The sequence below is a fragment of the Sphingomonas sp. BGYR3 genome (assembly GCF_025153455.1).
Lineage (GTDB): Bacteria > Pseudomonadota > Alphaproteobacteria > Sphingomonadales > Sphingomonadaceae > Sphingomonas.
This window is the reverse complement of sequence record NZ_JANZNT010000001.1, coordinates 1204848-1226218: the sequence shown is the minus strand read 5'-3', so window position 1 is coordinate 1226218 and position 21371 is coordinate 1204848. Positions and strand designations below refer to the sequence as shown.

General features: G+C 67.5%; 27 protein-coding genes and 1 tRNA gene. 22 read left to right on the top strand and 6 right to left on the bottom strand.

What is annotated here, in order from left to right; translation table 11 throughout:
• The first annotated feature begins 9 nt into the window (after positions 1-9).
• The 5 genes from NYR55_RS05620 (at position 10) to NYR55_RS05600 (ending at position 3601) form a co-directional block, all read left to right on the top strand.
• Entirely contained in the window at positions 10-549 is a 540-nt protein-coding gene (locus NYR55_RS05620) for a CvpA family protein (protein ID WP_260020228.1), read from the top strand.
• 127 nt (positions 550-676) lie between these two features.
• Positions 677-1111 carry an iron-sulfur cluster assembly scaffold protein gene (locus tag NYR55_RS05615; RefSeq protein WP_260020227.1) on the top strand — a complete coding sequence of 145 codons (435 nt, stop codon included), beginning with the start codon at positions 677-679 and terminating at the stop codon, positions 1109-1111.
• Positions 1111-2904, top strand: coding sequence for a cation:proton antiporter (locus NYR55_RS05610; RefSeq protein ID WP_260020226.1), 1794 nt, complete (start codon positions 1111-1113; stop codon positions 2902-2904). The genes NYR55_RS05615 and NYR55_RS05610 overlap by 1 nt, the downstream gene beginning before the upstream one ends.
• The gene (locus NYR55_RS05605) at positions 2901-3272 is read left to right on the top strand and encodes a diacylglycerol kinase (RefSeq protein ID WP_260020225.1); all 372 of its coding nucleotides are present in this window, start codon (positions 2901-2903) and stop codon (positions 3270-3272) included. Before NYR55_RS05610 ends, NYR55_RS05605 begins: the two co-directional genes overlap by 4 nt.
• Positions 3269-3601, top strand: a complete 333-nt coding sequence (locus NYR55_RS05600) for a DUF423 domain-containing protein (RefSeq protein ID WP_260020224.1) — start codon at positions 3269-3271, stop codon at positions 3599-3601. The genes NYR55_RS05605 and NYR55_RS05600 overlap by 4 nt, the downstream gene beginning before the upstream one ends.
• Positions 3602-3612: 11 nt before the next feature.
• Here NYR55_RS05600 and NYR55_RS05595 read toward each other — a convergent pair whose 3' ends face one another.
• Genes NYR55_RS05595 through NYR55_RS05585 form a run of 3 tightly spaced genes read right to left on the bottom strand, consistent with a single transcriptional unit; the run spans position 3613 to position 5413 of the window.
• Positions 3613-3762 (bottom strand): DUF2256 domain-containing protein, encoded by a 150-nt coding sequence (locus NYR55_RS05595; protein ID WP_260021570.1) that lies wholly within the window; start codon positions 3760-3762, stop codon positions 3613-3615.
• On the bottom strand, positions 3747-4877 hold the full coding sequence (gene aroB / locus NYR55_RS05590; RefSeq protein WP_260020223.1) for a 3-dehydroquinate synthase: 1131 nt from the start codon (positions 4875-4877) through the stop codon (positions 3747-3749). The genes NYR55_RS05595 and aroB overlap by 16 nt, the downstream gene beginning before the upstream one ends.
• A complete protein-coding gene (locus NYR55_RS05585) occupies positions 4874-5413 on the bottom strand; it encodes a shikimate kinase (protein ID WP_260020222.1) in 540 nt (179 codons plus the stop codon). The genes aroB and NYR55_RS05585 overlap by 4 nt, the downstream gene beginning before the upstream one ends.
• A gap of 87 nt (positions 5414-5500) precedes the next feature.
• Here NYR55_RS05585 and NYR55_RS05580 point away from each other — a divergent pair, with 87 nt between their 5' ends.
• The 4 genes from NYR55_RS05580 to NYR55_RS05565 are packed head-to-tail and all read left to right on the top strand — an operon-like array spanning position 5501 to position 9333.
• A complete protein-coding gene (locus NYR55_RS05580; protein ID WP_260020221.1) occupies positions 5501-5686 on the top strand; it encodes a hypothetical protein in 186 nt (61 codons plus the stop codon).
• Entirely contained in the window at positions 5667-7466 is a 1800-nt protein-coding gene (locus NYR55_RS14915) for a hypothetical protein (RefSeq protein WP_279338675.1), read from the top strand. Before NYR55_RS05580 ends, NYR55_RS14915 begins: the two co-directional genes overlap by 20 nt.
• Complete coding sequence (locus NYR55_RS05570; protein ID WP_260020220.1) at positions 7463-8368, top strand: tyrosine-type recombinase/integrase; 906 nt, start codon at positions 7463-7465, stop codon at positions 8366-8368. Before NYR55_RS14915 ends, NYR55_RS05570 begins: the two co-directional genes overlap by 4 nt.
• A gap of 14 nt (positions 8369-8382) precedes the next feature.
• A complete protein-coding gene (locus NYR55_RS05565; RefSeq protein ID WP_260020219.1) occupies positions 8383-9333 on the top strand; it encodes an acetyl-CoA carboxylase carboxyltransferase subunit alpha in 951 nt (316 codons plus the stop codon).
• 308 nt (positions 9334-9641) lie between these two features.
• Here NYR55_RS05565 and NYR55_RS14910 read toward each other — a convergent pair whose 3' ends face one another.
• Entirely contained in the window at positions 9642-10436 is a 795-nt protein-coding gene (locus tag NYR55_RS14910) for a cold-shock protein (protein ID WP_279338674.1), read from the bottom strand.
• A gap of 214 nt (positions 10437-10650) precedes the next feature.
• Between NYR55_RS14910 and NYR55_RS05545 the strand changes: the two genes are divergently transcribed.
• From NYR55_RS05545 to rpoN, 6 genes are all read left to right on the top strand, one after another.
• Positions 10651-11448 carry a TerC family protein gene (locus NYR55_RS05545; RefSeq protein WP_260020217.1) on the top strand — a complete coding sequence of 266 codons (798 nt, stop codon included), beginning with the start codon at positions 10651-10653 and terminating at the stop codon, positions 11446-11448.
• A gap of 31 nt (positions 11449-11479) precedes the next feature.
• Positions 11480-12097, top strand: a complete 618-nt coding sequence (locus NYR55_RS05540; RefSeq protein WP_260020216.1) for a ribonuclease D — start codon at positions 11480-11482, stop codon at positions 12095-12097.
• Positions 12090-12737, top strand: a complete 648-nt coding sequence (gene lptC, locus NYR55_RS05535) for an LPS export ABC transporter periplasmic protein LptC (RefSeq protein WP_260020215.1) — start codon at positions 12090-12092, stop codon at positions 12735-12737. Before NYR55_RS05540 ends, lptC begins: the two co-directional genes overlap by 8 nt.
• 42 nt (positions 12738-12779) lie before the next feature.
• Positions 12780-13289 (top strand): LptA/OstA family protein, encoded by a 510-nt coding sequence (locus tag NYR55_RS05530; RefSeq protein ID WP_260021568.1) that lies wholly within the window; start codon positions 12780-12782, stop codon positions 13287-13289.
• 162 nt (positions 13290-13451) lie between these two features.
• Entirely contained in the window at positions 13452-14237 is a 786-nt protein-coding gene (gene lptB, locus NYR55_RS05525; protein ID WP_260020214.1) for an LPS export ABC transporter ATP-binding protein, read from the top strand.
• A 114-nt stretch (positions 14238-14351) separates the two neighbouring features.
• The gene (rpoN, locus tag NYR55_RS05520; RefSeq protein WP_260020213.1) at positions 14352-15872 is read left to right on the top strand and encodes an RNA polymerase factor sigma-54; all 1521 of its coding nucleotides are present in this window, start codon (positions 14352-14354) and stop codon (positions 15870-15872) included.
• Positions 15873-15911: 39 nt separating this feature from the next.
• On the opposite strand, the gene NYR55_RS05515 is transcribed toward rpoN, so the two are convergent.
• Complete coding sequence (locus NYR55_RS05515) at positions 15912-16637, bottom strand: NAD-dependent deacylase (RefSeq protein WP_260020212.1); 726 nt, start codon at positions 16635-16637, stop codon at positions 15912-15914.
• 173 nt (positions 16638-16810) lie between these two features.
• Positions 16811-17671 carry an MBL fold metallo-hydrolase gene (locus NYR55_RS05510; RefSeq protein WP_260020211.1) on the bottom strand — a complete coding sequence of 287 codons (861 nt, stop codon included), beginning with the start codon at positions 17669-17671 and terminating at the stop codon, positions 16811-16813.
• 65 nt (positions 17672-17736) lie between these two features.
• Between NYR55_RS05510 and NYR55_RS05505 the strand changes: the two genes are divergently transcribed.
• From NYR55_RS05505 to NYR55_RS05475, 7 genes are all read left to right on the top strand, one after another.
• Positions 17737-18069 (top strand): metalloregulator ArsR/SmtB family transcription factor, encoded by a 333-nt coding sequence (locus NYR55_RS05505; RefSeq protein WP_260020210.1) that lies wholly within the window; start codon positions 17737-17739, stop codon positions 18067-18069.
• Positions 18069-18584 carry a rhodanese family protein gene (locus NYR55_RS05500; RefSeq protein WP_260020209.1) on the top strand — a complete coding sequence of 172 codons (516 nt, stop codon included), beginning with the start codon at positions 18069-18071 and terminating at the stop codon, positions 18582-18584. The genes NYR55_RS05505 and NYR55_RS05500 overlap by 1 nt, the downstream gene beginning before the upstream one ends.
• A gap of 4 nt (positions 18585-18588) precedes the next feature.
• Complete coding sequence (locus tag NYR55_RS05495; RefSeq protein WP_260020208.1) at positions 18589-19353, top strand: sulfite exporter TauE/SafE family protein; 765 nt, start codon at positions 18589-18591, stop codon at positions 19351-19353.
• 87 nt (positions 19354-19440) lie between these two features.
• A complete protein-coding gene (gene dapB / locus NYR55_RS05490) occupies positions 19441-20169 on the top strand; it encodes a 4-hydroxy-tetrahydrodipicolinate reductase (protein ID WP_260020207.1) in 729 nt (242 codons plus the stop codon).
• Positions 20166-20837, top strand: coding sequence for an endonuclease III (nth, locus tag NYR55_RS05485; RefSeq protein ID WP_260020206.1), 672 nt, complete (start codon positions 20166-20168; stop codon positions 20835-20837). The genes dapB and nth overlap by 4 nt, the downstream gene beginning before the upstream one ends.
• A gap of 3 nt (positions 20838-20840) precedes the next feature.
• Positions 20841-21248, top strand: a complete 408-nt coding sequence (locus NYR55_RS05480; RefSeq protein WP_260020205.1) for a hypothetical protein — start codon at positions 20841-20843, stop codon at positions 21246-21248.
• A 46-nt stretch (positions 21249-21294) separates the two neighbouring features.
• Positions 21295-21371 (top strand) — tRNA-Arg (locus NYR55_RS05475).

The following is a 21371-nucleotide window of genomic DNA, read 5'->3' as shown; positions in this document are numbered from 1 at the left end:
GGATTTGTAATGGAACTGACCGCGCTGGACATCATCGTGCTGCTGACCGTTGGCGGATCGGCGGTGATGGGCCTGTGGCGCGGGTTCGTGACCGAAGTGTTGTCGCTGATGGCGTTCCTGTTCGTGATCGTCGCGCTGCGCTTTGGCCATACTCCGCTGACCGCGGCGCTGGCCGATCCGGTTGGCACCGATGCGGGGGCAGCCGTGCTGGCGTTCGCGATCATCTCCGGCTCCACCTATGTCGCCGGACGGCTGGTCGCCAATGCCATCGGGTCGCGCACGCGCAATTCGGTGCTTGGCCCGATCGACCGTGCGCTGGGGTTCGGATTTGGCGGGATCAAGGGGCTGATCGTCGCCAGCCTTGGCTTTCTGCTGATCGTGCTGGTGATCGATACGGTCAGCGGCGGGCCGACGCGCCGCCCGCCCTGGATGACGGACAGCACCAGCTATTCCCTGCTTAACGCCACCAGCGCGGGCATCGCGGAGTTTGTCGACAAGCGGCGGCGGGGCGAGCCGGTGTTCCCTGAAAGTCCGCAGCCGCGGGAGTGAGACGGTGTCTGCCAGGCGGTAACCGTGTCATTGCGAGCGCAGCGGGTGACGGGCGGTCACCCGCCCGCGCGGGAAAAACGTCCTCTCCCCCCTCGCGCTTCGGGCTGATCCAGCCTATCTGTCGGCTATGGCGGGGCAGCTTTACAACACCGAGATTTTGCGGCTGGCGGCATCGACTGCCGGGCTGAAGCGGCTGGATGCCCCAATGGCAACCGTCGAGCGGCGCTCGCCCATCTGTGGCAGCCGGGTCACCGCCGATGTGGTGCTGGACGATGATGGGCGGCTGAACGAGCTTGGCCTGATGGTCCGCGCCTGTGCGCTGGGGCAGGCATCGGCCGCGCTGTTTGCCGAATACGCGCGGGGGCAGACGCTGGCCGAGATTGCCGATGCCCGCGATGCGCTGACCCGCTGGCTTGCGGGCGAGGGCGCGGTGCCGGACTGGCCCGGTCTTGCGATCTTTGAACCCGCAATCCCGCACGCCGCCCGCCACGCCTCCATCCGCCTGCCGTTCGAGGCGGCGGCCGATGCCATGGCCGAAGCGCGCACCCGGCGGGCCGCCTGATGGAGGCGCATCACGGCCTGTCGATGACGCGGGAATTTGCCCCGCTGCTGGGCTTTGCGCTGGTGTTCGTCCTGTTGTTCCGCAAGCTGGGCCTGGGTGCGACGCTGGGCTTCCTGGTCGCAGGGGCCGTAGTCGGGCCGGAAGTGCTGGGCATTGTTGGCGATGCGCAAAACAAGCTGGTCATTGCCGAGCTTGGCATCACGCTGCTTTTGTTCCTGGTCGGGCTGGAACTGAGCCCGGCGCGACTATGGGCGATGAAGCGCGACATTTTCGGATTCGGCCTGGCACAGGTGGTGCTGTGCGGCATCGCGCTGACCGTGCTGATCGCCTATTATGCCAATTTCAGCTGGCCTGCCGCGCTGGCGCTCGGCCTGCCGCTGGCGCTGTCGTCCACGGCGCAGGTGCTGCCGATGCTGCAATCGGCCGGGCGGTTGCGCACCCCGTTCGGCGAGCGCGCCTTTTCCGTCCTGCTGTTTCAGGACCTGTCGATCGTTCCGCTGATCACCATTGTCGCGGCGCTGTCGCGCAATCCGGCGGATGCGGCGGGGCCGCCGGGATGGCAGCTGGCGCTCTATACCGTGCTGGCCGTGACCGGCCTGATCCTGGCAGGGCGGTTCGTGCTGCGGCCGCTGTTCAAGCTGATCGGCAATCTGGGCGAGCGCGAGATGTTCGTGTTTGCCGGGCTGTTCACAGTGCTGGCCAGCGCGGCGATCATGGAGGCGATCGGCCTGTCCACCGCGCTGGGGGCGTTCATCGCGGGCGTGATGCTGGCCGACAGCCCGTTCCGGCACGAACTGGAGGCGGATGTGGAGCCGTTCCGCTCGATCCTGCTCGGCCTGTTCTTTCTGGCCGTCGGCATGATGCTCGATCTGGGCGCGATTGCGGAACGGCCGGTGTTCGTCCTGTCAATGGCGCTGATGCTGATCGCGACCAAGGCTGCGGTCATCACCGGGCTGGCCATGCTGTTCGGCACCGCGTGGCGACCCGCACTGGCGCTTGGCCTGCTGCTCAGTCAGGGCGGCGAGTTCGGATTCGTCCTGTTCGCGCAGGCGCAAGGCGCGCTGCTGATCGCGCCGGAGGCGGCCAGCGTGTTCGGCGCGATCATCACGATCAGCATGGCGACCACGCCGTTCCTGATGATGTTCACCCGGCGATTCCGGGCCGAACCGGCGGGCGAGGGGGCAGAGGTGCGTGACGCGCCTCGCCATGACGGGGCCAGCGCGATCGTCGTCGGCTATGGCCGGTTCGGGCAGACGGTGGCGCAGATGCTGATTGGTCAGGGGATTGCCGTCACGCTGATCGACCGCGATGTTCAGATGATCGACGTGGCCGGCACCTTTGGCATGAAGGTCTATTATGGCGACGGCCTGCGTGTCGACCTGCTGCGGCGCGCGGGGGCGGAGGATGCGGAGCTGATCCTGCTGTGCCCCGACGGCAACGAGGTCGATGCCGAAAAGCTGAACCAGATTCACGAGGCGTTTCCCGACGCCATGGTCTTTGTCCGCGCCTATGACCGTCGGTCGGTGATGAAGATGCACGGCGCGCCGGTAGAGGGCATCGTGCGCGAAGTGATGGAAAGCGCCGTCGTGATGGCGCGAAAGGCGATGGCAGCGGTGGGCGTCGATCCGGGCGAGATCGAACGCACCGAACAGGAATATCGCGACCGCGACCTCAAGCGGCTGAAGCTGCAGAAGGAATCCGGCGACCTGTACGCCGCGCGCGAGGTGATGTTCAGCCAGAACAGCAAGGGCGGCAACGTGTCCGTCCATTCCGACGAGGCGGTGGCCAAGTGAAGAACCGGCCGTTCCGCGAACGGCTTGGCTTTGCGGTTTCCGGCATCCGGTTCGGCTGGATCAGAGAACGCAGTTTCCGGGTCCAGACGGCGTTGGCTATTGTCGCGGCCCTCGCCCTGCTGCTGCTCAGGCCGCCTGCGATCTGGTGGGGGCTGGTCGCGCTGACCATTGCGCTGGTGCTGGCGCTGGAACTGGTCAATTCGGCGGTCGAGGCGCTGGTCGACCTGCTGCATCCGGCCATTCACCCCGAGGTGAAGGCGATCAAGGACATGATGGCCGGCGCTGTGCTGCTGATCAGCATTGCGGCGCTGGGCGTCGGCGGGGCATTGCTGTTCGACCGTTTCATCCTGTCCGGAGTGTTACCATGAACGCGTTGTTGATCGTTGCTGCCCTGTCCGGGGCGATGGCCGTGGTGGCCGGGGCGTTCGGGGCGCATGGGGCGAGCGGACAGGCGCAGGAGTGGCTGAAGACCGGCGGGATGTATCAGCTGATCCACGCCGTCGCCGCCGTCGCCGCGATGCAGACGGGTGCGCGGGGGCCGGGATGGGCGTTCGTCATCGGCGGCATGATCTTTGCCGTCACGCTGTACCTGATGGCGCTGGGCGGCCCGCGCTGGCTGGGCGCGATCACGCCGATCGGCGGGGCGGTGATGATCGCGGGCTGGCTGTGGTGGGCGTGGACGGGCGTGCGCGGCTGACCGGGCGCCGCTTACCCCCGCTTGCCGTCGCGGCGGCAGCGGTCGGAACAATAGATGACATTGTCCCAGGCCCGCTCCCACTTCTTGCGCCAGGCAAAGGGGCGGTTGCACACCGGACAGGTTTTTTCCGGCAGATGCTGTTTTTTTACCCCGCGGGGAATGTCACGCCCTCCAGCGTCCGGGGTTGCGCATCGAGGAACGCGGCGACGTCCGCCAGGTCGACGGTCTTGTCGAGATAGGTCCGGCCGATCCCGCGCGCGAGCAGGAAGGGCAGGGTGCCGCCCGTCATTTTCTTGTCATGCAGCATATGGCCGACCAGCGTTTCGCCATCGGCATGGACATGGGCGGCGGCAAGGCCGTCGGGCAGGCCGCTGGCGCGCAGATGCGCCGCGACGCGGGCGGCATCTTCGTCCGGACACAGCCCCTTTGACGCGGAATAGGCAAAGGCGAGCGCCATGCCCGCCGCTACCCCTTCGCCATGCAGCAGCCGGTCGGAAAAGCCCGTCTCTGCCTCCAGCGCATGGCCGAAGGTGTGGCCGAGGTTGAGGAGCGCGCGGGTGCCCGCCGTCTCCCGTTCGTCCGCGCCGACGATCCGCGCCTTGGCCCTGACCGACCGGGCGATGGCATATTGGCGGGCGACCGGATCGCCATCGAGCAGCGCCGCGCCATGTTCTTCGCACCAGGCGAAGAAGTCGGGATCGTCGATCAGGCCGTATTTGACGACCTCTGCATAACCGGCGCGCAGTTCGCGGGCGGGCAGGCTGTCCAGCACATCGGGGTCGATCAGCACCAGCGCCGGTTGATGGAATGCGCCGATCAGATTCTTGCCCGCGCGCGTGTTGATCGCGGTCTTGCCGCCGACGCTGCTGTCCACCTGAGCCAGCAGGGTCGTCGGCACTTGAATGAAGTTGCAGCCGCGTTTCAGGATCGAGCAGGCAAAGCCGACCAGATCGCCGATCACGCCGCCGCCCAGCGCGATGACATGGTCGCTGCGTTCCACGCCCATGTCGAGCAGCCGGTCGGTCAGCACCTCCAGCGTGTCCCATCCCTTGGTTCGCTCGCCCGGGGCCAGCACGATGCGTTCGCTGGCGATGCCCGCCGCCGCCAGCGATTCGCCCAGCCGTTCGGCATGGATGGCGACATTGGCATCGGTGATGATCGGCATCGGCCGCCCGCGGGACAGCGGGGCCAGCGCCTCGCCCGCCCGGTCGATCAGGCCGCGTTCGATCCGCACATCGTAACTGCGATCGCCCAGGGAAACGGGAATGGTCGTCATCGGCAAATCGCCTCCAGGATTTTCTGAACCGTCACGTCGTGCGGTGCCTGTTGGCTGATGACGCGGACGGGCGCCAGCGCATAAACTGGGTTTCGCATGGCGGCCAGATCGCGCAGTACCGTGCCGGGATCGCGGCCGCGAAGCAGGGGCCGGTGATCGCGTTTGCGCACGCGTTCGACCAGCACGTCGATATCCGCGTCGAGCCAGACGGCCAGCGCCTGATCCAGGATCAGGGCGCGGGTATCGTCCTGGATGAACGCGCCGCCGCCCGTGGCGATGACGCGCGGACGGCCGTCGATCAGCCGGGCGATGACGCGGCGTTCGCCATCGCGGAACTGCGGTTCGCCATAGCGTTCGAAGATTTCGGCGATGGTCATGCCGGCGGCCTGTTCAATCTCGTCATCCGCATCGACAAAGGGCAGGTGCAGCCGCGCCGCCAGCCGCTTTCCAATGGTCGATTTGCCCACGCCCATCAGGCCGACCAGCACGATCGGCTTGCCGGTCCAGCGGGAATCGGTGGGGCGTGGCTCAAACATTGCGGCGGGGGCTATACATTGAGGGCGCCTGTCGGGCAAAAGGCCCGCGACAACCCCCGACGACAATAGAGGATCCGACCCCCGATCATGGCTCGCCGTAATGCGTTTTCCAGTCCTTCCCGCCGTCGCGCCGGGCCGATGCGCCCGCTGGTGATTGCCATCATCGTCCTGGTGCTGCTGGTCGGCGGCATCTTCTTCCTTGCCAGCCGCTCCACCGAAAAGGCTCCGGTCCGGGTGGAAAAGGAAGTGTCGCTTGAAAATCTGGCGCAATAGCACCGCCATATCCCTGATCGCGGTCGCGCTGGCGGCGGCGGGCATGGCGATCCCGGCGCTGGGCCAGGATGCGCCGGAAAGCCTGTTGCCGCCCGGATTTGGCGACCCGGCCCCGACCCCACGGCCCGCGCAGCCCCGCCCGGATGCACCCCGCACGCCGCCGCCGAGCGCCAGCCCGGCGCCGACCCCCGCGCCCGGCGTCGCTGCGGCGGACGATCCCCTGTCCCCGGAGGCGACGCCGACGCCCGGCGCGACGCCCAGCCCGACACCGGCCCCCGCGCTCGCCATGTATGCGCTGCCCGATTATGCCCGCCGCGGCACCGCGCAGATCGGCGTGGCCGATGCCGCCAGCCTGTCCGGCCCGATTTACGGCAATGCGAACGGCCCGCTGATCCAGATGCTGATGCGGCGGATGAATGCGCCCATCGCCTCCCGCTGGCTGTCGATCACGCTGCGCCGCGTGCTGCTGGCCCCCAGCGATACGCCGCGCGACCTGAATGGCGCGGATTTCGCCGCCGAGCGCGCGTGGCTGCTGATCCGGATGGGCGAGGCGAATGCCGCCCGCGCGCTGGTGCAGTCGGTCGATGGCGAAAATTATACGCCCAAGCTGGATCAGGTGGCGATGCAGGCGATGCTGGCCGCCGCCGATCCGGGCGGTGTCTGTCCGCTGGCCGGCACGGCCGGGCAACGATCGCGCGAGCGGGGCTGGGTGCTGGCTCAGGCATGGTGCGCCGCGCTGGAGGGCAAGGCCGCCGATGCGGGGCGCATGATCGATGCCGCCCGGCGCGCGCGGATCGCGCGGGGCATCGACCTGGCGCTGGCCGAAAAGATGCTGAGCCGGGGCGCGCAGGGTCGCCGCGACGTGACGATCGACTGGGACGAGGCGGATCGCCTGTCCAGCTGGCGCTATGGCCTGGCAACCGCGCTGGGCGAGGCATTGCCGGAACCGCTGCTGGCCGCTGCATCCCCGCAGATGGTGCTGTGGCAGGCACAGGCACCGCAGCTGGCCCCGGTCGACCGGCTGACCGCGGCAGAGGCGGCGGCGGCGGCGGGCGTCCTGTCCTCGGCCGCCTATGCCGACCTGTACGGAGCGATTGACGAAAGCGGCGTGGATGCGCCCGCGGCGGTCGCGGTGGCATCCGATCTGCGCACGGCCAATGTCGGCCCGACGCGCCAGAGCCGCATGGAAGTGCTGCGCCGGTTGTGGGACGAGCCGACGACGCCGGTCGGCCGATACGCCCGGCTGGTGCTGACGGCAAAGGCGGCGGGGGGCATCGGCCCCGATCCCGCCATTGCCGGGGATGCAGACCGCCTGATCGCGGCGATGCTGAGCGCGGGCCATGATCTGCGCGCCGTCCGCTGGCGATCGGTGGCGACGCCGGGCAGCGATGGCTGGGCGATGCTGGCGCTGGCCGACCCGGCGGGCCGGACGTTGAGCCGCGATGCCGCCGCCAGCTATCAGGGACAGGGGCGAAAGGCGCAGCTGTTCGTCGCCGCCCTGGCTGGGCTGGGGCGGCTGGCCCCGGCCGACGCCGAATCGCTGGCGGCGGACAATAATGTCCCGATCGGCGCGCAGAATCGCTGGACCCGCGCGATCCAGGCGGCGGCCAATGCGCGGCAGGCGGGGACCGTCGTCGTGCTGGCGGGGATCGGGATGCAGACGACCGACTGGCGCGGCGTACCGGCCCATCACCTGTTCCACATCCTTGCCGCGCTGCGCGCCGTGGGCATGGATGCCGAAGCCCGGATGATCGCGGCCGAGGCGATCGCACGCGGATGAGCGGGGGCGGGGACGCCGCGCTGATCGGCCGGTTCCTCGAAATGATGGCGGCAGAGGCGGGGGCGGCGCGCAACACGCTGATGGCCTATGCCACCGATCTTCGCCTGGCGTCGGCGGCGCTGGGCGGGCGGCTGGTCGATGCCGATGCGGCTGCGCTGGCGCGGCTGGCCGATGGCTGGGCCGACCTGTCGGGGGCGACGGTCGCGCGCAAGGCCGCGACGCTGCGCCGCTTTTACGGGTTTCTGCTGGATGAAGGGATGCGGGCCGACGATCCGGCGGCGGCGCTGCCCCGGCCCGGTATCCGCCGCCCGCTGCCCAGAACCCTGTCGGTCGGGGATGTCGACCGGTTGTTCGCGGCGATTGCCGAACGCACGGCGCGCGTGCCGCCGGTGCCCGCTGACCTCCGCCTGTCAGCGCTGGTCGAGCTGTTGTACGGATCGGGCCTGCGCGCGACGGAGCTGGTGTCCCTGCCCCGCAATGCGGTGGCGCCGGATCGCCCGTTCCTGATCCTGCGCGGCAAAGGCGGGCGGGAGCGGATGGTGCCGATTTCGGACCGCGCGCGTGCCGCCGTCGCGGTCTGGCGCGATCATGTGCCGGTGGATGCGCAGTGGCTGTTCCCCGGCGGCAAGGGGCATTTGTCGCGCGTCCGACTGTATCAGCTGATCCGCGCCATCGGGGCAGAGGCGGGCATTCCGCCCGACCGGATCAGCCCGCACGTCCTGCGCCACGCCTTTGCCACCCACCTGCTGGAAGGGGGCGCGGACCTGCGCGCGCTGCAGGCGATGCTGGGTCATGCCGATATCGCCACCACCGAAATCTATACCCATGTCGATGCCAGCCGGCTGGTCGCACTGGTCAACGCGCGCCATCCGCTCGTTGACGCGGGCCGTGCGCGGCCCTAACCGGGCCGGCAGCCATGACCACCATGTTCCTAGATTTCGAAAAGCCCATCGCCGAGCTTCAGGCCCGGATCGACGAGCTGCGCGACACGGCCGCCGATGGCGCGGTGGATATCAACGCCGATATCGCCCGGTTGCAGGCCAAATCCGACCGGCTGCTCAAGGACACCTATGCCCGGCTGACCCCGTGGCAGAAGACGCAGGTCGCCCGGCATCAGGACCGGCCGCACTTCACCCATTATGTCGCGGGCCTGTTCGAGGATTTCGTGCCGCTGGCCGGGGACCGCGCCTTTGCCGACGATCAGGCGATCCTGGGCGGGTTCGCCCGGTTTCGCGGTCGCCGCGTCATGGTGATCGGCCATGAAAAGGGCGACGATACCGCCAGCCGCCTCAAGCATAATTTCGGGATGGGCAAGCCGGAGGGCTATCGCAAGGCGATTCGCCTGATGGACCTGGCCGGACGGTTCGGCCTGCCGGTCGTCACGCTGGTCGACACGTCGGGCGCGTTCCCCGGCATCCAGGCCGAAGAGCGCGGGCAGGCCGAAGCGATTGCCCGTTCGACCGAGGCGATGCTGAACCTGGGTGTGCCAGTGATCGCGTCGATCCTGGGCGAGGGCGGATCGGGCGGCGCCATTGCGCTGGCCGCGGGCAACCGCGTGCTGATGATGGAACACGCCGTCTATTCGGTGATTTCGCCGGAAGGCTGCGCATCGATCCTGTGGCGGACCGCCGACCGCGCGGCCGATGCAGCCGAGGCGATGAAAGTGACCGCGCAGGACCTGAAGGCGCTTGGCGTCATCGACCGGATCGTGGCCGAGCCGCTGGGCGGCGCGCATCGCGACCGGGATGCTGCCATTGCCGCGCTGGGCGATGCGATCGAACGCGAGCTGGCGGCGATCGAGGGCGATGGGCCGGATGCGCTGCGCAAGGCGCGGCGGGTGAAGTTCCTGTCGATGGGGCGGCTGTAACGCCGGACACGCAGGGTCGAGGCGAACTGCCTCGCCCGCTTTCCTAGGCTTATCGAACCATCTTCCTTCGCCACGTGCGGCGGAGGGGGCGGGATCGCGCCGATTGTGTTCAGCCATCCTTGCCCCGCGACTCGCTGGCGCAGATCATCTTTCTGTGTTGGATGACGAGGGTGCTATCCTCCATGGCCGTGGGACCCGACCGACATGAGCGCATGGACCCGACGCCAATCACGCTGCGCACGAAAAAGGCCGGGCGGTTCGTGCCGCCCGGCCCATTCTCCTCTCCAAACCAGTTCGGTCGGCTGTAATCAGCCCGACGTCTGCAGGTTCACGGCGGCCATCTTGCCCCGCCGGTCAACCTCTAGTTCGAATTCCAGCCGATCGCCTTCGTTCAGCGTCGCCATGCCGGCACGCTCAACGGCCGAGATGTGAACGAACGCATCCGGCTGTCCATCGTCGCGCTGAATGAAGCCAAAGCCCTTCATCGCGTTGAAGAACTTGACGGTGCCCGTGGCCTTTTCACCGGTCAGCTGACGCTGCGGCGCGCCGAAGCCGCCACCAGCGCGCGGAGCGGCGTCGCGGTCACGCGGCGGGCCGCGGTCGGTAACGGGCATCGGCTCGCCGTCGATCTTGAGATCGGTGGCCGAAATCTTGCCGCCACGATCGACCAGGGTGAAGCCAAGCGGCTGACCCTCGGCCAGGCCGGACAGGCCCGCCTGCTCGACGGCGGAGATGTGGACGAACACGTCCTCACCGCCATCGTCACGGACGATGAAGCCGAAGCCCTTTTGCCCGTTGAAGAACTTTACGATGCCGGTGCCTTCGCCAACGACCTGGGGAGGCATGCCGCGCCCACCGCCGCCACCACCACCACGGAAGCCGCCACCGCCGCCGCCACCGAATCGGTCGCCGCCGCCGAAGCCGCCGCCGCCACCGCCGAAGCGATCACCGCCGCCAAAGCCGCCACCACCGAATCGATCACCGCCGCCGAAGCCGCCGCCGAACCGGTCGCCGCCGCCAAAACCGCCCTCATCGCCAAAAGAATCGCGCTTGTCTCTGCCGCGCCCGCCGCGTTCACCCCGGCGCCCTCGATCAAAACCCATTGCCCTGTTCGTCTTCCGTGCTCGGCCTCATTTCCGTCAACAAACCCGGGCGTCGGACGAGAAACGCGGGGGTTCGGGCGCGAAACCAAATTGCGCCGCTAGCCTGTGCATAACCCATTACGGCCCGTGCGGCGAATGAAATCGTCGCAACGCATTCGGTTATTGCTTAGGCGTGGCGCTTGCGCGACAGGGTGAGCCGAACAGGGAGCATCGAATGTCCGAAATCGCCACGCTGATTACCGATCCCGCCGCCTGGGCTGCGCTTGTCACGCTGGTTGTTCTGGAAGTCGTTCTGGGGATCGACAATCTGATCTTCATTTCGATTCTTTCGAACAAGTTGCCAGTGCATCAGCAACAAAAGGCGCGGCGTATCGGCATTGGTCTGGCGCTGGTCATGCGATTGGCGTTTCTTTCGATGATCGCGTTCATCGTTTCGCTGACAACGCCGGTGTTCGATCTGGGGCTGGTCGGGCCGCTGGATGAACATGGCGCGCCGGCGTTCGAGACTGCCTTTTCATGGCGCGACCTGATCCTGATTGCAGGCGGCCTGTTCCTGGTGTGGAAGGCGACGAAGGAGGTGCATCACACCATGGATCCCGAACCGTCCGGCGCTGCGCTGGACAAGAAGGGTCCGGCCTCGCTGGGTTTCGGGGCCGCGATTGCGCAGATCGTTGCGCTCGACATGGTGTTTTCCATCGATTCGATCCTGACCGCGGTCGGCATGACCGAACATGTGCCGATCATGATGACCGCCGTGATCATCACCGTTGCCGTGATGCTGGTGGCGGCCGATCCGCTGGCCAAATTCATCAACGCCAACCCGACCGTCGTCATGCTGGCGCTGGGGTTCCTGCTGATGATCGGCGCGGTGCTGATCGCCGACGGGTTCGGCGTGCATGTGCCCAAGGGATATATCTATGCCGCAATGGCGTTTTCGGCGGGTGTCGAAACGCTCAACATCCTGGCCCGCCGATCCCGCGCCCGAAAGGAAGCAGCTGGCGAGCGCCATTGAGCCCCGGCACGTTTAGGATTAGGCCCGCGCCATGACCGTATATTTCCACGAAGAAGACCTGCCCGCCGACGTGCTGCGTCCCGGTGCCGTTGCCGTCGATACCGAGACCATGGGCCTGATCACGCCGCGCGACCGGCTTTGCGTCGTCCAGATCAGCGACGGATCGGGCGACGAGCATCTGGTCCGGTTCAATCCGGGCAGCGATTATGCCGCGCCCAACCTGAAGGCCGTGCTGGCCGATCCGGATCGGGTGAAGCTGTATCATTTCGCCCGGTTCGATCTGGCCGCGATCCAGCATTATCTGGGCGTGGTCGCCGCGCCCGTTTACTGCACCAAGACCGCATCGCGGCTGGTCCGCACCTATACCGACCGGCACGGTCTGAAGGAGCTGGTGCGTGAATTGCTGGGCGCGGAGCTTTCCAAGGTGCAGCAATCGTCCGACTGGGGCGGCCCGGTGCTGAGCGAGGCGCAGCGCGATTATGCGGCATCCGATGTGCGCTATCTTCACGCGCTGAAGGCGGAGCTTGACGTCCGACTGGCGCGCGAGGGGCGCACCGCGCTGGCCCAGGCCTGTTTCGAGTTCCTGCCCCACCGCGCGGCGCTGGACCTGGCCGGCTGGCCAGAGGTCGATATCTTTGCTCATGTCTGAAGCCATCGTCCCGGCAGCGGACGCCCGCATCGCGCGCAGCCGGTGGGCGTTGCCGGGCGGGCGCCATGACCGGGTCGTCGGCATGTTGCAGACGGTGCTGCCGATCGGCATCGGCGTGCTGGCCGCGTTTCTGGTGATGGCCCCGCTGACCATGGGCGGCGATGTCAGCTTCATCCTGGACAAGAACAAGGTGGAGGTCGCACCCGAGCGGCTGCGCATCGAGCGCGCCCAGTATCGCGGGGCCGACAAGGGCGGGCGCAGTTTCCAGATCACGGCCGGTTCCGCCGTCCAGAAAAGCGCATCCGAACCCATTGTGCGGATGGACGATTTGGCCGCGCGCATCGACCTTCAGGACGGGCCGGCGGCACTGACCGCGCAGAGCGGCCGATACGACATCGATCAGCAAAAGGTGGCGATCGACGGCCCCATCCAGTTTCGCGCCGCCAATGGCTATTCGCTGGATACCCGCGATGCGATCGTGGACCTGCGCACCCGCAAGATGCAGAGCGGCGGCGCCGTGACGGGCACGACGCGCATGGGCAATTTCAGCGCAAACCGCCTGGATGCCGATCTGGAAGCGCGAACGGTGACGCTGCGCGGCAATGCGCGCTTGCGTATTGACCCGACACGCACGAAATAGCGCGTCATGATCCGCGCCATCCCGATCCTGTCCGCCGCCGCCATGCTGGGTGCGGCCCTGCTGGTGATTTCCCCGGCCGAGGGGCAGGTGCGCCACGATTCGAACGCGCCGATCGATTTCGATGCCGCGCTGATCGAATTGCAGGACAAGGCGAACCGCGCCGTCCTGTCCGGCGGGGTGACCATCCGGCAGGCGACGATGCGGCTGAACGCCGACCGGGTGACGGTCGCCTATACCGGACAGGTGATCGGCGGATCACCGCAGGTATCGCGGCTGGATGCGGCAGGCGGGGTGACGGTGACGCGGCCCGACCAGACGGCGCGGGCGCAGTTCGCGGTCTATGACCTCAATGCCCGGCGGATCACCATGGTCGGCAATGTCCGCCTGACGCAGGGAACCAACACGCTGAACGGCGGCCGGCTGACCATCGATCTGGACACCGGCCGTGCGGTTATCGACGGGCGGCCGTCGGGCAGCAGCAAGGCGCCGGGCACCACGACCACATCGGGTGGCCGCGTGTCGGGCCGTTTCTCGGTCCCCGACCGCAAATAGCCGCCGCCCCGCGCCGATAAGGGGCGGCAGGCCGCACGTTTTGCGCGGACGTTCGGATGACGGCGCGTCATGCCCCCTTGGCAGGAACCGGCAAATCATGCAGGATTCCTGCCAATTCGACAAAGCGCGGGCGCACCGCGCCAGTGCAGGACGGACGAACGCATGAACGACATAGTCGCGCCGGTTGCGGCCGATGTCTCCTCGCAACAGGCAGAGCCGATCGTGGACGATGGCCTGTCCGTCGTTTCGATCGCAAAGGCGTATGACAAGCGCAGCGTCCTGTCCGATGTGTCGCTGAACGTCGGCAAGGGCGAGGTGATCGGCCTGCTCGGCCCCAATGGCGCGGGCAAGACGACGTGCTTTTATTCGGTGATGGGCCTGGTGAAGCCGGATGCCGGGCGCATCCTGCTGGACGGCACGGATATCACCGGCCTGCCCATGTATCGCCGCGCGGTGCTGGGCCTTGGCTATCTGCCGCAGGAAACGTCGATCTTTCGCGGCCTGTCGGTGGAAAAGAACATCCTTGCCGTGCTGGAACTGGCCGAGCCGGACAAGGACCGGCGGCAGGCGCGGCTGGACCAGTTGCTGGACGAATTCGGCCTGACCCGGCTGCGGGCCAGCCCGTCAATGGCGCTGTCCGGCGGTGAGCGGCGGCGGGCGGAAATCGCGCGCGCGCTGGCCGCCAATCCGACCATCATGCTGCTGGACGAGCCGTTTGCCGGCATCGACCCCATTTCGATCGCGGACATCCGCGACCTGGTCAAGGACCTGAAGACGCGCGGCATCGGCGTGCTGATCACTGATCATAATGTGCGCGAGACGCTGGAAATCGTCGACCGCGGCTACATCATCTATGACGGCCGCGTGCTGTTCAGCGGATCGCCCGCCGAGCTGGTCGCGGATGCCAATGTCCGCCGCCTGTATCTGGGCGAGGGCTTTTCGTTGTGAATGTGTTTGCCGGAGGGCGGCGCCAGCCCGCTCCCCCACCCGGCCACCCATCGGCAGGATATTCTGAAATGGGTGGCCGGGTGGGTGAGCGAGCCGGCACCGTGTCCAGCTAGGATGTCGCTCGCGCCGCGCCTCGATCTGCGCCAGACGCAATCGCTGGTAATGACGCCCCAGCTGCAGCAGGCGATCCGCCTGCTGGCGCTGTCCAATCTGGAGATCGAGGGGTTCATTGCCGAGGAGCTGGAAAAGAACCCGCTGCTCGACGCGCAGTCCGGCGATGATGACGGCTCTTCGGGTGGCGAGATCGAGCTGCCGCCCGAACTGATCGTCGATCCCGCCGAACCGCGCGACGGCCCGGCCGATGCCAGCGAACTGCTGACCAGCGGGGGCGCCGCGGACGAGGCGGCGCTGGACGTCGATTTCACGGCAGAGACATTTCATCACGACAGCGCGTCGGATTCTATCGGCGGGCTGGACGGCGGCCTGTCGGTATCGGGCGCCAGCGGCGCGGGGCCGGAGGACGGGCCAGACCTGGATGCGATTGCCGGTGCCGACATCTCACTGTCCGATCACCTGCTGTCCCAGGCCGGGCAGTCGGTGTCGGGTGCGGACCTGTTCATCGCCGCGCATCTGATCGATCAGATCGACGAGTGCGGATATCTGACCGTGTCGCTGCTGGACGTGGCCAACCGGCTGGGCGTGCCGCTGGTCCGGGTGGAGGCGGTGCTGGCCATCATCCACACGTTCGACCCGTCGGGCGTGGGTGCGCGCAACCTGGCCGAATGTCTGGCGATTCAGGCGCGGGAGGCGGACCGTTACGATCCGTGCATGGCGCGGCTGATCGACAATCTGGACCTGCTGGCGCGCGGGCAGATCGCCCAGCTGAAGCGGATGTGCGGCGTCGATGACGAGGACATGGCCGACATGATCCGCGAATTGCGCGGATATGACCCAAAGCCCGGCTGTCGATACAGCGGGGAATCGGCACAGGCGGTGACGCCCGACGTCTACGTATCCCGCCGGGGGGCGGGATGGGCGGTCGAGATCAATTCGGCGACGCTGCCCCGGCTGCTGGTCAATCGCAGCTATTATGCCGAATTGTCGGGCAGCGCGGGCAAGGACAAGGCGGGCAGGGCGTGGCTGTCGGATTGCCTGGCCAGCGCCAACTGGCTGGTCAAGGCGCTGGATCAGCGGCAGCGGACGATCATCAAGGTGGCGACCGAGATCGTGAAGCAGCAGGAGGCGTTTTTCCTGCACGGCGTCGCGCATCTGCGCCCGCTGACCCTGGCGCGGGTGGCCGAAGCGATCGAGATGCATGAATCGACCGTCAGCCGGGTGACCAGCAACAAATATCTGAGCTGTGCCCGGGGCCTGTTTGAGCTGAAATATTTCTTCACCAGCGCGATCCAGTCGGCGGACGGCGGCGACGCCGTGTCGGCCGAGGCGGTGAAGGCGGCGATCCGCACGCTGATCCAGGCGGAGGACCCGAAGAAGATCCTGTCCGACGACACGCTGGTCGAGATGCTGAACGCCAAGGGGTTCGACATCGCGCGGCGCACCGTCGCCAAGTATCGCGAGGCGATGGGCATCGGCAGTTCGGTCCAGCGGCGGCGGCAAAAGGCGCTGGGGGGATAGCGTGCTGCTAACGGGCGGCAGGCTCATGCTTCGACAGGCTCAGCTTGAGCGGGTTGGGGTGGCCGCACCAAGCATTTCCTCCACCCAGGCGGGCACCAGTTCGCCGGCGGGCCCCATGCGGCTTTCGTGGAAGAAGATGCTGCCCGCCGAGGGATCGAGGTTCATTTCCAGTGTGCGGGCGCCGACATAGCGCGCGGTCTGGACAAAACCCGCAGCCGGATAGACTGCGCCGGAAGTGCCAATGGAAACGAACAGGTCGGCATCGCGGATCGCGGTTTCGATTTCATCCATCCGGTAGGGGATTTCGCCGAAGAACACGATGTCCGGCCGCATGGCCGGGGCGGTGCAGGCGGGGCAGACACTTCCGGGCGGCAGGTCGCCGTCATGCGGCTGGCGGTGATCGCAGGCGGCGCACAGGGCGGACTTCAGCTCGCCATGCATATGGATCAGGCGACGGGACCCGGCTCGTTCGTGCAGATCGTCGACATTCTGGGTGACCAGCAGCAGGTTGCCGGGCCATTCGGCATCGAGCCGGGCAAGCGCGTGGTGGGCCGCGTTCGGTTCGACGGTCGCCAGCGCGGCACGGCGCAGATCGTAGAAACGGTGGACGAGATCGGGATCGGCGGCCAGCGCCTGCGGCGTGCACACATCCTCGACCCGGTGTCCCTCCCACAACCCGCCGGGGCCGCGAAAGGTGGCGATCCCGCTTTCGGCGGAGATGCCAGCCCCGGTCAGGATGACGATGGATCGGAGGTCGCTTGTCATGGCTGACGGCTGACAGTTTTGACACATTGAACGGGTTTTGCACGCAGGACGACTGTCAAACGTGAGGGTTTCGCTGCGGTGCGACTGGCGGGGCGGGGGGCGGAGCGCGGCATGGGCATGGCCGCAGTTAAGCAGGCCAAATCCAACATTGCGAGTGGCTCTGCACCGACCCGTCAGATCGCGTTGAGGGGGATGCGCAGATAGACCTGACCCGTGGGCGAAGGGGGCGGCATGGCACCGGCGCGGATGTTCACTTGCAGGGAAGGCAGGATCAGGCGCGGAGCGTCGAGCCGGGCGTCGCGGGCGGTGCGCATCGCGACAAAGTCCGCCTCGCCGACCCCGTCATGGACATGGATGTTGTGCGCGCGCTGATCGCCGACCGTCGTTTCAAACGCATGGTCGGCACGTGAGGACGGCAAATAGTCATGGCCGACGAACATCCGGGTTTCGGGGGGCAGGGCGAGCAGCCGCCGGATCGAGCGATACAGCATCGCCGCATCGCCGCCGGGAAAGTCCGCGCGGGCGGTGCCATAGTCCGGCATGAACAGCGTGTCGCCGACGAACAGCGCATCCCCGACATGATAGCTGACACAGGCGGGCGTATGGCCCGGCGTATGGATCACGTCGATGGTCAGATCGCCGAGCGGCAGGGTGTCGCCATTGCTGACGAGCCGGTCGAACACGCTGCCGTCCGGGGTCACGTCGTCCGCGCCGAACAGCGGGGCGAAAATCTGCTGCACGTCAGCGATATGGCCACCAATGACGATGGGCGCGCCGGTGCGTCCGCGCAGCCAGTGTGCCGCCGAGAGGTGATCGGCATGGGCGTGCGTTTCGAGCAGCCACTGCACGGTCAGGCCATGGTCGCGGACATGAGCGAGCAGCGCATCGGCGCTGGCCGTGCCGGTACGGCCGTTATTGGGCGTGAAATCCAGCACCGGGTCGATGATCGCGGCCATGCGGGTCGCGGGATCATGCACGACATAGCTGACCGTGTTGGTGGCGGGATCGAAAAAGCCGTGGACGATGGGATGCATGGTCAATCTCCTTGGCCATTATATTAGAACTTGCTAAATTAGATTCAACTGATATATTCCACGTCATGCTTGACCTGACCCGTTTCGACCGCGCCGTTTTCGAAGCCAGCGCTTCGCGTGCCGCGGCCCTGCTGCGCCTGCTTGCCAATGAGCGGCGGCTGATGGTGCTGTGCCAGCTGGCCGATGGCGGCGAATTGCCGGTGAGCGAATTGCAGCGGCGCGTCGGCATCAGCCAGTCGGCGCTGTCCCAGCATCTGGCGATGCTGCGCGAGGACGGGGTGCTGGCCACCCGGCGCGAGGGGCAGGCGATCCATTACCGGATCGCCGACCCCGCCGCGCTGAAGGTGATGGGCACGCTGGCCGAGATCTATTGCCCCCCAGACCCGGAGTGCGTGTGATGACCCTAATTTCCCTGAGCCCCGAACAGGCCCGTGCCCGGATGGATGCCGGGCAGGCCGTGCTGATCGACATTCGCGAGGCGGACGAGTTTGCCCGCCGCCATGTGTCTGGCGCGCTGTCGCGGCCGCTGTCCGCCGGACAATTCGCCGCACCGGGCGGGGCAGAGGCGATCTTTACCTGTCGAACGGGGATGCGGACGGCGGGGGCGTGCGACCGGCTGGCCGCCGCGGTGCCGGGCACAGCCTATGTGCTGGCGGGCGGCGTCGATGCGTGGGAACAGGCGGGTCTGCCGGTGGTGACCGATGCCAAGGCACCGCTGGAGATCATGCGGCAGGTGCAGATCGCGGCGGGATCGCTGGTCCTGATCGGTGTCCTGCTCGGCCTGTTCGTCGCGCCGGGCTGGCTTGCCCTTTCGACGTTTGTCGGCGCGGGCCTGACCTTTGCGGGGGCAACCGGATTTTGTGGCATGGCGCGGCTGCTGATGCTCGCCCCGTGGAATCGCCGGACGGCCTGATGCGATGGATGCGCCCGAAACCCTGATGCTGGCGGCGCTGGGCGGGGCGCTGGTCGGCCTATTGCTGACGCTGTTCGGCGGGGGCGGGTCAGTGCTGGCGACGCCGTGGCTGATCTATGTCGTCGGCGTTGCCGACACGCATCTGGCGATCGGTACATCGGCAGCGGCGGTGGCGGTGAATGCTGCCGTCGGCCTGACGGCGCAGGCACGGGCGGGGACAGTGAAGTGGCCGTGCGCCAGCGTGTTTGCGGTGGCGGGCCTGGCGGGTGCGATGATCGGTGCGGAGGTTGGCAAGCAAACCGACGGCGCGGCGCTGCTCAACTGGTTCGCGCTGGCGATGATCGCGATTGCGGTGTCGATGATGATCCCGCGCAGGAGCGAGGGCGATCCGGCGGTGCACCTGTCCCCTGCCATGGTGCCGAAACTGGCGCTGGCGGGGCTGGGCGCGGGGCTGGCCGCCGGGTTTTTCGGCATTGGCGGCGGGTTCCTGATCGCGCCGGGCCTGATGGCGGCAACCGGCATGACCATCGCCAATGCTGCGGCATCCAGCCTCGTGTCGGTCACCCTGTTCGGCGGCGCGACCAGTGCCAGCTATGCCCTGTCCAGTTCGGTCGACTGGGCGTTGTTCGGCGCGCTGGTGGCGGGCGGAGCGCTGGGCACCGTGGCGGCGATGCCGATGGTGCGGTGGCTGGCGAGCCGTGCGGGTGTGGCGCGGCGTCTGTTCGCGCTGATGATCATGGCGGTGGCGGGCGCGATCCTGATCGGTTGAGCAGGGGGCGGGCGCTGCAATCCGCCCTTGGGTCGTCCGGTTGCCGCTGCTATGCCCCCGATGATTGCAGCAGACACAAGGAACGGCATGACCGGCATCGGCATTTTTGGCGCGGACGGGCGCATGGGGCTGGCCATCGCGGCGGTGGCGGAGCGCATGGGCGTGGCGATCGCGGGCCGCGGCGATGCGGGCGGCGACCCGGCAGCGGTGGCGGCGGTGTCTGACGTGCTCATCGATTTTTCGGTGCCCGCCGCGCTTGAGGCCAATCTGTTGGCCGCACGGGGGGCGGGCAAGCCGATCCTGATCGGCACCACGGGCTTGAGCGACGCGCATCACGCGATGATTGACGCGGCGGCGGGCGAGATTGCGGTGCTGCAGACGGGCAATACCTCGCTTGGCGTCACGCTGCTGACCGACCTGGTGCGCCAGGCGGCGTCGCGGCTGGGCGATGGATGGGATATCGAGATCGTCGAGGCGCATCACAGCGCCAAGCGCGACGCGCCGTCGGGCACCGCACTGATGCTGGGCGAGGCGGCGGCCGAGGGGCGCGGGACGACGCTGGCCGAAGTGGGCGTGACGGGCCGGGCTGGCCTGACCGGAGAGCGGGTGGCGGGCACGATCGGATTTGCCAGCGTGCGCGGCGGGACGATCCCGGGCGATCACAGCGTCATCATCGCCGGGCCGGACGAGGTGATCGAGCTGAACCACCGGGCCTATGACCGTACCATCTTTGCGCGCGGGGCAGTGCGCGGCGCGCTGTGGCTGACCGGCAAGGCGGCCGGGCGGTACACGATGCAGGACGTGCTTGCGCGTTGAAAAAGGCGGACGTCATCGCATTTTACGAGCAGCTGGCGGCGGCGAACCCGTCGCCGGAAACCGAGCTTGCCTATGGCAATCATTTCCAGCTGCTCGTCGCGGTCGTCCTGTCGGCGCAATCGACCGACGTGGGGGTGAACAAGGCGACCCGGCGGCTGTTCGCCGAGGTGCATACGCCCGAACAGATGGTCGCGCTGGGCGAGGATGGGCTGAAACAGCACATCAAGACCATCGGCCTGTTCAATGCCAAGGCGAAGAATGTCATCGCCCTGTCCGAAGCGCTGATCCGCGATCATGGCAGCGAGGTGCCGAACGACCGCGATGCGCTGGAGGCGCTGCCCGGCGTGGGGCGAAAGACGGCGAATGTCGTGATGAACTGTGCGTTCGGGGCAGAGACGTTCGCGGTCGATACGCATATCTTTCGCGTGGGCAACCGCACTGGCCTCGCCAAAGGCAAGACGGTGCTGGCGGTGGAAAAGAAGCTGGACAAGGCAACGCCCGCGCCGTTCCGGCTCAACGCACATCACTGGCTGATTCTGCACGGCCGCTATGTCTGCAAGGCGCGGACGCCCGAATGCTGGCGATGCGACGTTGCGGCCTTCTGTGCGTTCAAGCCCAAGACGCCGCCGCCCGCGGCAAAGCGCAGAACGCCGGCAAAGGAGGGCTGAACGATGCGTGCCATCATTCCGATCGCACTGATGTTGACCGCCGCAGGATGCGCCACCGCGCGCGATCAGGCCGGCGCCGAACAGCAGGCGGCCGATGTCCGCCCCGCCGCGACACCAACGGGCGATCCGGTCGACTGCATCTCAACCATCCGCCTTCGCCAGTCGCACGTCCGTTCGGACCGGGTGATCGATTTCGAGATGGTGGGCGGCAAGATGTATCGAAACACCTTGCCCAACCGCTGTCCGTTGCTGGGACTGGAGCGGCGCTTTTCCTATGAAACGCGCATCAACCAGCTGTGTTCGGTGGACATCATCCGCGTGCTGAGCGTGCAGGGGGCCGGATTGCAGCCGACGGGCGCGTGCGGCCTTGGCCCGTTCCAGCCCGTGAAGCTGGAAGGACAAAGCCGCTAAAACAGGCTGGCGCGGCGCGGAATGCTCTGCTAACCGGCCTGACCACGCACCCATAGCTCAGCTGGATAGAGCGCTGCCCTCCGAAGGCAGAGGCCAGAGGTTCGAATCCTCTTGGGTGCGCCA